This is a genomic window from Streptomyces sp. NPDC096132 (assembly GCF_044763345.1).
Taxonomy (GTDB): domain Bacteria; phylum Actinomycetota; class Actinomycetes; order Streptomycetales; family Streptomycetaceae; genus Streptomyces.
On record NZ_JBIWGA010000103.1, the window covers coordinates 1 to 1,240 of the forward strand.

General features: G+C 71.4%; 2 protein-coding genes. Both read left to right on the forward strand.

What is annotated here, in order from left to right; genetic code table 11:
• Positions 1 to 501, forward strand: a 501-nt coding sequence (locus ACIRF9_RS52710; protein WP_403837833.1) for a glycine radical domain-containing protein, incomplete at its 5' end; no start/stop codon positions are given.
• A 5-nt stretch (positions 502 to 506) separates the two neighbouring features.
• Positions 507 to 1,238: a pyruvate formate-lyase-activating protein gene (gene pflA / locus ACIRF9_RS52715; RefSeq protein ID WP_403837835.1), complete on the forward strand. Its 732-nt coding sequence runs from the start codon at positions 507 to 509 to the stop codon at positions 1,236 to 1,238.
• Positions 1,239 to 1,240: the final 2 nt, after the last annotated feature.

The following is a 1,240-nucleotide window of genomic DNA, read 5'->3' on the forward strand; positions in this document are numbered from 1 at the left end:
CGCAGGCACCCCACCTATCGGGACGCCGAGCACACCCAGTCCGTGCTGACCATCACCTCCAACGTCGTCTACGGCAGGCACACCGGGAACACGCCCGACGGCCGCCGGGCCGGACAGCCCTTCGCCCCCGGCGCCAACCCGATGAACGGCCGGGACCGGCACGGCGTGGCCGCCTCCGCGCTGTCGGTCGCCAAGCTGCCGTACGAACAGGCCCGCGACGGCATCTCGCTGACCACGACCATCACCCCGGAGGGACTGGGGCACGCCCCCGAGGAGCGCGCGGGCCACTTGGTCGGCATCCTCGACGCCTACACGGCGGCCGGCGGCTTCCACATGAACGTCAACGTCCTGGACCGCGCCACCCTCGAGGACGCGATGGAACACCCGGAGAAGTACCCGGAGCTGACCATCCGGGTCTCCGGATACGCCGTCAACTTCGTCCGGCTGACCCGCGAGCAGCAGCTCGACGTGATCAGCCGCACCTTCCACGGATCGCTGTGAGCACGATGACGACGACCGGCCGGATCCACTCCTGGGACCTGTCCACCGGCGTGGACGGTCCCGGGACCCGGTTCGTCCTCTTCGTCAGCGGCTGCCCCCTGCGCTGCCTGTACTGCGCCAACCCCGACACCTGGCACATGCGCGACGGCCGCGAGACGACGGTGGACGAGGTGATGGCGGAGATCGAGAAGTACCGGGCCTTCGTCACCACCGCCGGGGGAGGGGTGACGATCACCGGCGGAGAGCCGCTGCTCCAGCCGGCCTTCACCGGTGAGGTGCTGCGCCGCTGCAAGGAGGCCGGACTGCACACCGCCCTGGACACCTCCGGCTTCCTCGGCGCCCGTGCCGGCGACGAGCTGCTCGCCGACACGGACCTGGTCCTGCTGGACATCAAGTCCTTCGACATCGGCACCTACCGGAGACTGACCGGCGGCCGGCTCGCCCCCACCCTCAGCTTCGCGACCCGCCTGGACCGCCTCGGTGTCCCGATGTGGATCCGCTATGTGCTGGTCCCCGGCTGGACCGACGACCCGCGGTCGGTGGACGCCCTGGCCCGGTTCGTCGCCGGACTCGGCACGGTCCGACGGGTCGACGTGCTGCCGTTCCACAAGCTCGGCGCCCCCAAGTACGACGCCCTCGGCATCCCCTTCCCCCTGCGCGACACCCCGGTTCCCGATCCGGCCCTGACCGAGAGCGTCCGCGCTCGCTTCCGGGAGCGGGGCGTGCCCGCCCACTGACG

Excerpts from the sequence above, each read along its gene's own strand:
- pflA (WP_403837835.1), top strand. The coding sequence starts at position 507 with ATGACGACGACCGGCCGGATCCACTCCTGGGACCTGTCCACCGGCGTG.